Origin of the sequence: Photorhabdus laumondii subsp. laumondii (assembly GCF_003343245.1) — a bacterium.
In the GTDB taxonomy this organism is placed as follows: Bacteria; Pseudomonadota; Gammaproteobacteria; order Enterobacterales; family Enterobacteriaceae; genus Photorhabdus; species Photorhabdus laumondii.
In genome coordinates this window covers 4,469,534-4,482,280 of the sequence record NZ_CP024901.1, presented here as the reverse complement: position 1 = coordinate 4,482,280, position 12,747 = coordinate 4,469,534, and the positions used below count along the sequence as shown (strand labels likewise).

Genomic DNA, 12,747 nt, shown 5'->3' with positions numbered 1-12,747 from the left:
GCATGTTGGCTGCACTCTCTCACCCCGGTCACATCGTTATCTATGCTCCCGGGGATTTACTCCCTTGCCGTCGCGATGCATCTTGAAATCTATTGGGTATAGATAAATTCAGCTCTAAGTTGTGGCAAGATTTTCTCGCCGAAAGTGGTCAACCCCTGAACATAATCAGGGAAGATCAACATAACGCCGTCCAGTTCGCATTCACGCAGCAAATCTGATAATTGTTGGCGGCACGTTTCCGGGTTGCCGATAGCGGTGTGGGTCATAAAAGCGTTTTGGGATCTTTCAACCATCGCATTGCTTTTTTCGCCAACATCGACGCCAAAACTGTGCATCATGCTTTTAACTGCGTCTATATCCAAGCCATCACGATAGAACTCAGCCAGCGTTTTAGCTTCTTCATCTGTTTCAGCGCAAATAATCGTACACATACAAAAGGTTTTGGTGGTTGTGCCGTATTCGGCTGCAAGACGTTTAGCCATCAGACTGATTTGTCGCGTTTCTTCCTCATCTTTACCACCAATGAAACACACATCGGTGTTACGCACACTAAAACGTAGTCCACATTCTGATTGACCGGCACAGACCAAATAAGGGCGCGGAACGGAAACAGGTTTAGGTTCAGAAACACAATTCTTGAAATTAAAGTAATCTCCCTGATGATTAACCTGCTTCTCACTCCAAAGCCGTTTGATCAATTGGGTCCACTCTTCGGTCATTGCGTAACGTTGATCGTGATCTAAATTGTTATCCCATTCCCCCATCTGTTCAAATTCGTCTTTGAATGAGCCAGAGACAATATTCAGCCCGGCGCGCCCATGACTAATTTGATCCAATGTCGCAATCATTTTGGCTGTCACGGCAGGATTATGCAGCCCGGCGTGCATGGTTGCGATAAGCCGAGCATGATGAGTCACTTCGGCAATACCTGCCATCATCGTAACGGATTCCAACGAACAGCCCCAATGTTCCGTTTCGCCACCAAAGCCACGCCATTTGCTCATTGACATGATGAAATCCAAACCAATTTGATCAGCCAGAATAGCTGCTTCACGGTTTTGCTGATAAGAAGCATCGAGTGGTGGTGTATTTTTGGAAATAATCCATCCACCTTTAGCTATGGGTAGAAATACACCGAATTCTTTTTTTGCCATGATGAATTCCTTGTTTGTCTGTGGTAAGGAATATCTTATAGGTTCATTTTATTTCTAAATTCAGTTAAGTAATGTGCTGTTATCAGAACATTTCTTCACGATTTGTAACGGTGGTTGCATTATGAATGTGATAATCAGAATAGTTAGCACCGGTATGGCGATAATGAGAAATGCCGGTGTAAAACTACCTGAATAATCTTTAATTGCTCCCACCAGAAAAGGGGCGATACAGGCGGTAGTAGAGATCAGATTCATCACTGAGAACAGTTCCAGATAAGGCGTGCGCCCAAAATAATTGAACAGTAAAATACTGGATGCCAGAAAAGTCATGCCATAACCGATGCCAATACACAACGTGAACAGGATTAAAAATGTCCATGAAGTGGTGGCACTGAGTGCGATAAGGCCGCAGATAATTATCGACAGACTACCGATAAGCAATTTTTTGGGATCGAGCCATTCACCAACAGCGCCTCCTGCAAATCGTGAGAATGCATTGATAAAAGCCAAGATACTGAGCGAGGAGGCGGCAACAGACTCACTGAACCCGTTTTCAGTAATATGGGCGACAGCGAAGCTATTAACGGTTATCCCACACAGTAAAAAAGAGGTATAAGCGGCGGCAATGGCATAAAATTGCCAAGTGTGCAGTGCCTGTCGGACATTCCATATTTCCTTGGTGCGATAGATACTGGTGGGGAGCTGGTCTTGTTGATTTTTGCTAATTCTTTCAGCGTGGGCGTTTTCCTTTTTACCTTCGCGCATAAATAAAATGGTTAATAGACTAATCAGGGTGAGTGATATCCCGGAAATTGCCCAGTGCATACGCCAGTTTTCCCAAAATACGGTTGCCAGGAAATAGATCCACGGACCGACCACGCCTCCTAATCCCCCGATAGTGAAATAGATACCAAAAGCCAACGACTGCTTTTTAAAAAGTCGGCTAATGACATAAGTGCCGGGAACCGTTGCCATAAGACTAAAGCCGATCCCTAGTAGGGTGGTACCGGTAAAATAGGCCGCGATACTGTGGGTGTTATAGAGGATATAAAAACTGGTGATAAAGGTAAGCGTACCGATAATTAAGGTAGCGCGGACGCCGGTACGACGAATAAACATCGCTGGAAGGTAACTGGACAGCCCACATGACAAGCCCAGTAAAGTGAACCCCAAACCGGCATCCGTCCAACTCCAGTGTAATTCCTTGATCATGCTAGGTAATACAACACCTAGCGAAGTAAATGTGGTTGCGGTGACCAGAAAATAAACTAAACCCAAAAGTATCAGTAGGAGCCACTGATAAGTACGTCCGAACTGGTCATGTTGAGTGGGCATTTTGACTCCATCAGGATAAAGGCCATCAGAAAATTTCTGATATTTTATTCCGATATCAGAAAAAACTATATCGAATAAAGACCCCATAACTAAATTGATCCGTTCGATAATAAGGGGTATCTCTTATTTTGTATTTATTTTTTATTGGGTTCAGGACAATGCCAGTCCATAAATGACCGGGTTGATTGCCAAGGCGTTTTCCTAAATCATAGTGCAATTCTGGTTTGAAATCGATAGTTTCAGGTTGCCCATGCAAACCTAAGGTATAATCAAAAGTACCGACAACACGGAAATCACCTAAACGGTTATTGAAGGGAATTCCGTAGTCGATATGGATTCGCTGATCATTCCAGCTTCCTTTGGCATTATTCTCAAAATAAAAAATTGTACGTAACCAGCTAATCCAACTAGCTTGCCAGTCGATACTGATACCGGGGAAATAGTCGTAATCTATACCTTTAGTTTTGGCAACCCATTGAGCGAACAGAATATCTTTTACCGGCCCAAAAGAGATGTCATTACCAGTGACTTTACTCAAGCTCACTCTAGGGACAAATTTATAATAGTAGGTGCTTTTGTCACCTTGGTAATCACTTTGCAGCGAATTTTGCCAAATACTATAGACGTACATATCGCCGATACTGTAGTCGCCGAAAGCCTCTAAAATCGGTGAAATGGTTTTTCTGGGATCGACCCGATTTTCAAATTGCATATAAAGGCTGGTATCAATCGATTGAAAATTAACAAAATGACCGGCTTGAGCTTGATTGATTGCCGACAGCAATAATAGCATTAATAGCATTGCAGGTAATCCGCTTTTCTTTAATCGGGTGCCGATCCAACGCCAAGTCATTGCCAGATAAGCGGTACAGGAAAATGGGAAAGAGGGCTTTAAGGTGAAAAAAAGCCGGGGGTAGTTTTTCGTATTATGGATTTTTGTGGCAAGTAACACGAAGGTTCCCTTTCTCATACGGTATCGGGCTGGTGGTTGCTAACATTGATCTAATAAGACGGTTTTGTCAAAGGGATATTTGATTTTATTGATGAAAGGTGGAGGGAGTAGAAAGATAAAATTATTTTAACCTTGGTGATTTTTCGGTGTTAGTAATATGTTGATTATTTAATTAACGATAGGTTGTTTATTCAACTTTGTTTTGGTTATTGGGAAAACATTGTTAATTAATGGTTTTATGAAAATATTTGTGTAATTATATTTTAGTTAACTTAAATATATAATTTATTTTTCTTAATTAATTCTGATTTTTAATGAGGAATAACCATGATAAATAACAATAATAAATGGGTGCCTGTTTTGGTATAATCAAAACCATTTTCGACTTTAAATAATTATTGCTTTGTTTTTAAAATATAGAGATAAAATATCTTTTTTAATATTTATTTTGAGTAATTATCTTTCATGGAATAAAAATATAATAAATGTTTAAAATGATAATTCGTTTGATTTATTTATAATAAAAAAGAGATTATGAGTTAAATGTTGTAAATTATAATTTTTTGTCTGACAATTTTATTGTTATATGTTTTTAATTAAATAATAAATATTCAAAGTAAAGTGTTTCCATAAGTTAGAAAAATAATCTTTGACTCTATTTTTGTTCATGTTTGATAATTGTCAATTTAATAGTAAAAAATCATCCATTTCACAAAAAGCTTGATATAATTAAAAATTATAGGGTAAAGTGGTTTTTTAGCTTTATAAATGTGTTATTAAAATTTTGATTTAAATTAAGTATATATACCCAATGGATTTCAAGATGGATTGCGACGGCAAGGGAGCGAATCCTCGGGAGCATAGATAACGATGTGACCGGGGTGAGAGAGTGCAGCCAACAAAGAGGCAACTTGAAAGATAACGGGTATAAAAGATATTTTGTAAATATGGGGTAGGAAAATGTGGTTAATAGAGCTAATAAAACTTTATTAATGTAACAAGGGCATTTCTACTTAATATAAATAAAAGAGGGTGATTATGTATACTGGAATTGTGCAAGGAAAAGAAAAGGTATTATCTCTTGAGAAAAAAGAGGGATTTAGTACATTGACCGTCAGTAATAATAACCATTTTTTTGATGATGTTTCTGTGGGGGCTAGTGTTGCGATTAATGGTACGTGCTTGACTGTCACCCAATTTAAAAACGATATCGTCTGGTTTGATATATCAGATTTTACGGCTGATGTGACCACGTTAAAGTTTTTAAATGTGGGGGATGAAGTTAATATTGAAAGATCACATCAAATGAATAAAGAGAATGGTGGTCATAGTTTATATGGACATATTGAAGGCGCAGCAGAAGTTGTTGATTTTATTAAAACAGGTGAAACTTATCGATTAGTGATTAATATCCCTGGCGATAATATAAAATACTTTTTCCATAAAGGATTTATTGGGCTGCATGGCTGTAGTTTAACAATAAATGGTATAAATGAAGAAGAGAAAACCATAGAGTTGAATTTAATTCCAGAAACTTTAAGGGCGACTAATCTTGGTAATATTAAAGTTAATGATTTACTTAATTATGAAATAGATCAAACAACCAGAACGATTGTAGATACGATATCCAGATCGATGAATGCTATACCCTATGGATTTCAAGATGCATCGCGACGGCAAGGGAGTGAATCCCCGGGAGCATAGGTAACTATGTGACCGGGGTGAGTGAGCGCAGCCAACAAAGAGGCAATTTGAAAGATAACGGGTATAATAGATCAATATGATAATTGAAGTAATATAGATAAGTTAGGATAAGTTAGGATGAGTTGAAATGTGAAGCGGTAAGTCACTTTACTTCCGCTTCTACAATTAATTCCAGGCAATTAAATAACAAACATTTGATTATTTTAATGTCCGTTTGTCATATATTCCATAATAAATAGTTAACTTGAGTTTTGTTTGAAATAGTGAATTAAAGTACCTTAGATACTATCTGAGTTTTTGATGATAACCAAAGTCGTAGAAATCTTCAGATTGATTGTAAGAAGTCTCGTACCATCTCAATAGCATTTAAAAATAATAGATTATCTGAAGGTAACTCAGTTAAATTTTTGCGATCTGAACATCCAAGATTAACGGAAATATAAATAATCAATATTTTGATAAAGGGATTATCATTATGCGAATGCAAGTTAAAAACTGATTTAAATGAATGGTTTTCATAAAGTAATTGTTGTAAATATAATGTTTTCTCTTTTTTTCTTTTCTGATATTTGATTCTTTAGGCTCTTCTATTAATGCATTCGGTAAAGATTTGCCTGAGAAAATATGGGAAGATGTTTTTTGTAGCTTGGTAGAAATACTATAAATGGTAATGACTAACTAATAAGACAGAGAAACAGATTGTGGCAAAGAAAGAAAAACGGCCTCACCATGACGGATTATTTAAATATTTTTTAACGCAGCCTGAAACGGCCAGAGAGTTTCTATCCCTTTATTTGCCCGAAGAAATCCAGTCGTTGTGTGACTTAGCCACATTGAAACTGGAGCCCGGCAGTTTTGTGGATGAGCATTTACGTCAACTGCACAGTGATGTGTTGTACTCGGTCGAAACGGCCCGGGGACAGGGCTATATCTATTGCCTGATTGAACATCAGTCCACCCCTGACCCGTTAATGGCCTGGCGGCTGATGTATTATGCCATGTTAGCCATGGCGGCTCACCTGAAAAAAGGCCATACTGAACTCCCGTTGGTGGCACCTCTGCTGTTTTATCATGGTGAGATTCGGCCGTATCCTTACTCAAACCGGTGGCTGGATTGTTTCACGCTCCCCGAACAGGCGGCTCGCTTATACCGTCAGGCGTTTCCGTTGGTGGACGTCAGTGTGCTCAGCGATGAAGAGATCCTGACGCATAAAGGGGTAGCCCTGATGGAGCTGGTGCAAAAACATATTCGCTGCCGGGATATGCAGGAATGGCTCCTCCAATTGGTGGAACTCTTGAATGCAGGGTATAATACAACCGAGCAGCTCAATGTGGTGTTACTCTATATTTTACTGAATGGACATACGCTGGATCTCTCACACTTTGTCCATCAACTGATTGAACAATCTCCGGAGCATGAAACGATGCTGATGACTATTGCAGAACAGCTTGAACAAAAAGGGCTTGAGCGAGGTATCAAGCAAGGTATTGAGCTAGGTCGAGAAGAAGGCCGAGAAGAAGGCCGAGAAGAAGGCCGAGAAGAAGGCCGAGAAGAAGGTAAAGTGGAAACGGCTCGCGCCTTATTACAGCATGGCGTGAGTTTGGACATTATTGTTACCAGTACCGGACTGAGCCGGGATAAAATTGAAACGTTAAAGCATTAAATTAATCTTCTCTTTTACAGCAAAATGCCGATATTCAAAATCGGCATTTTTGTTCTTATTCAGGATGATGGCTATACAAGGGACTTTTACGTTTGCCCGGCGAAGCTGAAACCGGTCAGACTGAAACAGCAATCTCCGGAGCATGAAACGATGTTGATGACTATTGCAGAACAGCTTGAACAAAAAGGGCTTGAGCGAGGTATCAAGCAAGGTCGAGAAGAAGGCATTGAACTAGGCCGAGAGGAAGGTAAAGTGGAAACGGCTCGTGCCTTATTACGGCATGGCGTGAGTTTGGACATTATTGTCACCAGTACCGGATTGAGCCGGGATAAAATTGAAATGTTAAAGCATTAAATTCATCTTCTCTTTTACAGCAAAATGCCGATATTCAAAATCGGCATTTTTGTTCTTATTTATAAGGGAGCGAAATGACACCTTAAGAGCATGGGGAACGTGATTAGGTGAGTTGTTTGCGGAAACAAAATGACTTGTTCTGTTTCGTCAAAACCTCAATGTTCATACGCCTGATGTGACCATTTATTATTGATTTTGGCATCCGAACAGAGTTCATTATAACTTTTAAAATAGTAGATCACTCGGAGGGAACTCAGTCCAATTTTTGCAATCTGATCAATTGTCAATAATCTCAAACCACTAAACGGACTGAATTATGCCTATCATAGCGCCTATATCCCGCAATGAACGACGCCAGATGAAAAAAATTATCCATCAGTACTTTCTATCGTTACTGACATAAATGGGGATCGTGTGGCGAAGGGCAGCTCCGACGCTTAAATTACCCGATCCCGAGTACCATGAAAAAAATGGCGAAAATAATTGAGACGTTGTCAATGTGTTCAGAAAAACATCCCGTTTTTTATGTCCATAAAAGCCGATTGGTCAGTGATTGACTGGCCCGCCATCCTAAATTTAACCTATTGTTTTTACACGCTTATTCTCCCTGGCTGAATAAAATTGGGCGTCTGTGGTAATCCTTGCATGAAACGGTGACACGAAATCATGGCTGTCAGTATATGTGGCAGTTGTTTGAGAAAGTGAAAACGTTTTTAAACTCATATCCCTACAGGAATAGCAGAGAATAAAAAGAGTCGGTGTCCATATCTTCAGAAATACGAACTTTTAACATGGCTGTATTCATATGTGCCTCGCTGTCTCTTAATTTGTATCCTTAACAGTGAGACTATTGCGGACACAAATCAAGAGAACAAGATCGATAAATAACCAATGTTAGTGTTAGATAATTAGTTAAATTAATTTTTCCTGCGCCCATTCAAGGCCACTTTGATATTCGGGTGGCAACATGGGGATAAGTTTCTGCAATGTATTTTTTAATTCATTTTTATCAAAGTGAGAAAGATTAAGGTGACCCACTTTACGTGCGGGGCGAACTTCTTTCTCATACCAATGTAAATGTACCAAGGGCAAACTGAGCCATTGGGCATTAATATCTGTGCCAATCAAATTGATCATAACTGACGGCGCGGTGACTACTGGTCGAGGCATGGGCAAATCCAGAATAGCACGCAGATGTAATTCAAACTGGCTGATAGATGCGCCGTTCTGAGTCCAATGACCGCTGTTGTGAACGCGTGGTGCGAGTTCATTAATCAATAAATTATCACCGACAATAAAACATTCCATTGCCATCACGCCGATATATTTCAACTCGTGCATAATCGCTGACAACATACTCTCGGCCTGTTGTTGTAAATGGTGATGCTGTAAATGGTGATGCTGTAAATGGTAATTTTCTTGAGGAGAGACAATACTGGCACGGAGAATGCCATCTTGATGCAAATTGTGTGCTAAGGGGTAGAACACACAATCGCCATTTTTATTGCGGGCACCTACCAGTGAAACTTCGCCAGAAAAAGGAATGGCTTGTTCAGCAATACATTCACCATAAATATCGGCGGGTAATTCTGTTTCATCTCCGGGATGAATACGCCATTGCCCTCGGCCATCATAACCACCCATGCGGCGCTTAACGATAACGAAATTACCGAGCTCAGAGAATAATTGCGGCCATTGGTTGGTATCAGAGAGTAATTGCCACGGAGCCGTTGCCAGTCCAAGGCTATCCATTAACTGTTTTTGCGGTAAACGGTCGGCCAGACGGGGAAAGATATCTCGATTAGCGAAAGCCTTATGGCGGGCAAGTTCCTGAGTAAGAGCCGTTTCCGGCCAGCGCTCAATTTCAGCGGTAATCACGCTATTCTGATAAGGAACCGCTTCGGGTTCTGCATCGAGGCCAACAGGATAAACCGTGATACCTAAAGGCTCACCAGCTTGACGTAACATGCGGCCGAGCTGACCATTGCCTAATACACAAACTGGCTTCATGCTTCCTCCCGCGGATCGGGATTATCGAGTACATCCTGAGTTTGTGTTTCACGCCAATGGCTGAGGCGTTTCAGTAAATCTTTATTATGACGAGCCAAAATCTGTGCAGCCAGTAGAGCTGCGTTTGCCGCGCCAGCTTTCCCAATGGCAAGTGTGCCGACAGGAATCCCTTTTGGCATCTGTACAATAGAGTAAAGACTGTCTATCCCATTTAGTGCAGCACTTTGTACGGGTACGCCGAGAACCGGTACCAGCGTTTTAGCAGCCAGCATGCCGGGTAAATGAGCGGCACCACCGGCACCGGCGATAATGACATCAAAACCATTTTGCTCAGCTTGCTCGGCAAAACTGAATAGTTTATCGGGTGTACGGTGAGCAGAAACAATTTCAACATGAAAAGGTACATTAAGAGAAGTGAGGATATCAGCCGCGTGCTGCATAGTCGTCCAATCGCTTTTAGAACCCATGACAATGGCGATTTTGGCATTGTGTTGAGCTGTTCCTGCTAAATCAGGTTGGGCAGTCATAAATCAAATGCTCCTGTGTTTTAACGTCCACCAGAATGAAAATAACGCTTTAAGGCCGCGGATCATATCATGCTCACAAGCTAAGGAAAACGATTGCGTTACTTTATACTTTCGTTGCCATACCTGGATGTGGGTGTTTTTGATTAATCAGAATGGGAAAGAGATAAGATCAATTGATTTATCCGTTATTTTGAACATCGATCCCTGATGATGCCATGCGCCAAGTACACCGCGGTAGACGGTTTTATCATGCAGAGGAACTTCATGTACAAAAGGGCGGTGAGTGTGCCCATGAATCATCCAGTCAGCTTGATACCGCTCAAAAGTGTCAATAACAGCTTGCTGGTTTACATCCATAATGGCTTCGGATTTTCTGCGGTTGACCGATTGGCTGTTTGCTCGCATTTTTACGGCAATTTTTTGACGGATAGACAGAGGTAATAGTAGAAACAGACGTTGGATCCACGGGGTATGAACCCGCTTACGATATCGTTGATAACCTTCGTCATCAGTACACAAGGTGTCGCCATGTAGAATAAGCACTCGCTTACCGTACAGTTCCAGTACTTTTTCCTGTGGGAGCAATATGATGCCACTCTCTTTAGCAAAGCGTGAACCGAGCAGAAAATCACGGTTGCCATGAATAAAGTAACAGCTAACACCTTGTTGTTGTACAGTTTTTAATGCGCTAGCGATTTCACGGTGGAGAGGGTTGTTATCATCATCGCCAATCCAGTAATCGAACAGATCGCCGAGAATATAGAGGCTATCTGCCTGAATGGCATCCTCACGCAAGAAACGCAGAAAACCGGCAGTGATTGCCGGTTCATGTTCGCTGAGATGTAAATCTGCGATAAAAAGTGTACACATATGCAGTGAATTATTCGCTGACAGTGACTTTTTCGATGATAACATCTTCGAGTGGTACATCTTGGTGCATACCGCTGCGACCGGTAGAAACGCCTTTGATTTTATCAACAACATCCATACCTTCGATCACTTCGGCAAAGACGCAGTAACCCCAACCATCAGGGCGCTCAGAGCGGAAGTTCAGGAAATCATTATCAACAACATTAATGAAGAACTGCGCAGTTGCTGAGTGTGGATCGTTAGTACGGGCCATTGCCAAAGTACCACGGTTGTTTTTCAGACCGTTATTGGCTTCGTTTTTGATAGCTGCATCAGTCGGCTTTTGTTTCATACCAGGTTCGAATCCACCACCCTGAATCATGAAACCGTTAATAACACGGTGGAAAATAGTATTATCGTAGAAACTATTGCGGCAGTAGTTCAAGAAATTCTCAACAGTTACAGGAGCTTTATCAGCGAAAGTATTAATTACAATATCGCCAAAATTGGTATGGAAAGTCACCATAATTGAAATCCTAATAATAGTTTTGATTAACCCGGTTAGGGCATTTGGACCAGGCGGCTTTTATATCACATCTACCATAATGAGTCAGTACATATTAATTTCAGTGAGCTATCTTGATCACCAACCTTGCAAAGCGCTTAATATCAGGTTTCAATATCCTATTGGACTATGCCATATCGAGCACTTATTGATGAGATAAGGACATAAATCCAGAATTATCAATTCGTTATTTTTAACACACGTACAGTGAATTTACGGAAAATCTCGATGCTAAAAATTTTCAATACCCTCAGCCGTCAGAAAGAAGAATTTAAGCCAATCCATCCAGGGAAAGTAGGGATGTACGTGTGTGGTATCACGATTTATGACCTGTGTCATATTGGTCACGGCAGAACCTTTGTTTCTTTTGATGTGGTTGCTCGTTATCTGCGCTATCTGGGATATGATTTAACTTATGTACGTAATGTGACCGATGTTGATGACAAAATCATCAAGCGGGCGGCAGAAAACAGTGAAAGTTGTGATGATCTGACTGGCCGTATGTTGGCGGAAATGTACAAAGATTTTGATGCGCTGAATATCTTACGCCCTGATCTGGAACCACGTGCGACCCGGCATATCCAGGAGATTATTGCGCTGACCGAATCGTTGATAAAACGTGGTCACGCCTATGTTGCAGATAATGGCGACGTCATGTTTTCCGTCGAGAGTGATCAGGATTACGGATTGCTTTCCCGTCAAGATCTCAGCCAACTACAAGCAGGAGCGCGAGTGGAAGTGGCTGATGTTAAGCGCAACCCGATGGATTTCGTGTTGTGGAAAATGTCCAAGCCTGGGGAACCAAGTTGGGAATCGCCGTGGGGGGCGGGCCGTCCTGGCTGGCATATTGAATGTTCTGCCATGAACAGTAAACAGCTAGGTAATCATTTTGATATTCATGGTGGTGGTGCTGATCTGATGTTTCCGCATCATGAAAATGAAATTGCACAATCTACTTGTGCCCATGATGGCCCGTATGTGAATTACTGGATGCATTCAGGGATGGTGATGGTGGATAAAGAGAAGATGTCCAAATCGCTGAACAACTTCTTTACTATCCGTGATGTATTGGCATATTACGATGCAGAGACGGTACGTTATTTCTTGTTGTCAGGCCATTACCGCAGTCAACTTAACTATACAGAAGATAACCTAAAGCAGGCTCGTACCGCACTTGAACGATTTTATACTGCGCTGCGAGGTACAGATGCTTCTGTACCGCCGGCCGGTGGTGAAATATTTGAGGCGCGTTTCATTGACGCAATGAATGATGATTTCAATACGCCAGAGGCTTATTCGGTACTGTTTGATATGGTACGTGAAATCAATCGTTTAAAATCAGAAGATATGGATGCCGCGAATGGCTTAGCGGCTGAATTACGCAAGCTGGCGGGTATTTTAGGTTTGTTGCAACAACAGCCGGAACAATTCCTGCACCGTGGTATTCAGGCTGATGATGAAGAGATTGCGAAAATTGAAGCGCTGATTAAGCAGCGTAATGATGCCCGTAAAAATAAAGATTGGCCGCTGGCAGATTCTGCTCGTAATCAGTTAAATGAGATGGGCATTGAACTGGAAGATGGGCCGCAAGGGACAAGCTGGCGTCGTAAGTAAGCCTGATAGAGTACAATTG

General features: G+C 41.2%; 11 protein-coding genes and 1 pseudogene. 5 read left to right on the top strand and 7 right to left on the bottom strand.

Translation table 11 applies throughout. The features are described 5' to 3' along the window. Positions 1–89 precede the first annotated feature (89 nt). From PluTT01m_RS19635 to PluTT01m_RS19625, 3 genes are read right to left on the bottom strand one after another with little or no spacing between them, the layout of a single operon-like run. Positions 90–1,154 carry an LLM class flavin-dependent oxidoreductase gene (locus PluTT01m_RS19635; protein WP_011147954.1) on the bottom strand — a complete coding sequence of 355 codons (1,065 nt, stop codon included), beginning with the start codon at positions 1,152–1,154 and terminating at the stop codon, positions 90–92. 60 nt (positions 1,155–1,214) lie between these two features. Then, entirely contained in the window at positions 1,215–2,489 is a 1,275-nt protein-coding gene (locus PluTT01m_RS19630) for an MFS transporter (RefSeq protein ID WP_011147953.1), read from the bottom strand. A 55-nt stretch (positions 2,490–2,544) separates the two neighbouring features. After that, positions 2,545–3,441 (bottom strand): outer membrane protein OmpK, encoded by an 897-nt coding sequence (locus tag PluTT01m_RS19625; protein ID WP_228956955.1) that lies wholly within the window; start codon positions 3,439–3,441, stop codon positions 2,545–2,547. A 1,038-nt stretch (positions 3,442–4,479) separates the two neighbouring features. Between PluTT01m_RS19625 and PluTT01m_RS19620 the strand changes: the two genes are divergently transcribed. The 4 genes and pseudogenes from PluTT01m_RS19620 to PluTT01m_RS19605 all read left to right on the top strand — a co-directional run. Beyond that, positions 4,480–5,145: a riboflavin synthase gene (locus PluTT01m_RS19620; protein ID WP_011147951.1), complete on the top strand. Its 666-nt coding sequence runs from the start codon at positions 4,480–4,482 to the stop codon at positions 5,143–5,145. A gap of 701 nt (positions 5,146–5,846) precedes the next feature. After that, a complete protein-coding gene (locus PluTT01m_RS19615; RefSeq protein WP_011147950.1) occupies positions 5,847–6,809 on the top strand; it encodes an Rpn family recombination-promoting nuclease/putative transposase in 963 nt (320 codons plus the stop codon). Positions 6,810–6,833: 24 nt separating this feature from the next. After that, a complete protein-coding gene (locus tag PluTT01m_RS19610; RefSeq protein WP_041380323.1) occupies positions 6,834–7,163 on the top strand; it encodes an Rpn/YhgA-type helix-turn-helix domain-containing protein in 330 nt (109 codons plus the stop codon). A gap of 365 nt (positions 7,164–7,528) precedes the next feature. Further along, positions 7,529–7,912: pseudogene (locus PluTT01m_RS19605) on the top strand (transposase); the annotation flags it as partial. 163 nt (positions 7,913–8,075) lie between these two features. Here the strand turns inward: PluTT01m_RS19605 and purK are convergent. The 4 genes from purK to ppiB all read right to left on the bottom strand — a co-directional run bounded on the left by purK (position 8,076) and on the right by ppiB (position 11,075). Beyond that, entirely contained in the window at positions 8,076–9,173 is a 1,098-nt protein-coding gene (purK, locus tag PluTT01m_RS19600; protein ID WP_011147949.1) for a 5-(carboxyamino)imidazole ribonucleotide synthase, read from the bottom strand. Then, positions 9,170–9,700: a 5-(carboxyamino)imidazole ribonucleotide mutase gene (gene purE, locus PluTT01m_RS19595; RefSeq protein ID WP_011147948.1), complete on the bottom strand. Its 531-nt coding sequence runs from the start codon at positions 9,698–9,700 to the stop codon at positions 9,170–9,172. The genes purK and purE overlap by 4 nt, the downstream gene beginning before the upstream one ends. 147 nt (positions 9,701–9,847) lie before the next feature. Next, positions 9,848–10,570 (bottom strand): UDP-2,3-diacylglucosamine diphosphatase, encoded by a 723-nt coding sequence (gene lpxH / locus PluTT01m_RS19590; RefSeq protein ID WP_011147947.1) that lies wholly within the window; start codon positions 10,568–10,570, stop codon positions 9,848–9,850. A 10-nt stretch (positions 10,571–10,580) separates the two neighbouring features. Next, positions 10,581–11,075: a peptidylprolyl isomerase B gene (ppiB, locus tag PluTT01m_RS19585; protein WP_011147946.1), complete on the bottom strand. Its 495-nt coding sequence runs from the start codon at positions 11,073–11,075 to the stop codon at positions 10,581–10,583. A 267-nt stretch (positions 11,076–11,342) separates the two neighbouring features. Here ppiB and cysS point away from each other — a divergent pair, with 267 nt between their 5' ends. Beyond that, positions 11,343–12,728: a cysteine--tRNA ligase gene (gene cysS / locus PluTT01m_RS19580; protein WP_011147945.1), complete on the top strand. Its 1,386-nt coding sequence runs from the start codon at positions 11,343–11,345 to the stop codon at positions 12,726–12,728. Positions 12,729–12,747 lie beyond the last annotated feature (19 nt).